At 57.8% G+C, this 315-nt stretch carries 1 protein-coding gene; it reads right to left on the reverse strand.

Going from position 1 to position 315, the window contains the following annotated elements; all coding sequences use genetic code 11:
- Positions 1–126: 126 nt before the first annotated feature.
- A partial coding sequence (locus EII35_RS16345) for a hypothetical protein (RefSeq protein ID WP_221739824.1) occupies positions 127–315 on the reverse strand: 189 nt, incomplete at its 5' end.

The raw sequence follows: 315 nt of genomic DNA on the forward strand, positions 1-315 counted from the left end.
GGGAAACCTCGGCGGCGAAGAAGTGATCTTCATGATCGGTTGTTGGGGGAGGTGTGGTCGAGGTTTCCCGAGGTGCGGCAGGAACGGCGGGTTGTGGTGTTGGCGGGTCCTCCCGGCGCCGGGAAGTCAACCACCCTGCAACGGGTGCTGCAGGAGGAGGGATGTTAAACAGAAAACTTTCCCCAGCCAATGAATGACCTGCAACGTTGAAAAGAAAGGAAGATGACCGTGGTTATTCGTGAGGGTAGGTTGGATGGGGTGTGGCGTGCGCATCATCGGTTGCTGCTGGCCCGGTTGGATTTCCAACGCTTGATC

The organism is Arachnia propionica, from assembly GCF_003932785.1.
In the GTDB taxonomy this organism is placed as follows: domain Bacteria; phylum Actinomycetota; class Actinomycetes; order Propionibacteriales; family Propionibacteriaceae; genus Arachnia; species Arachnia propionica_B.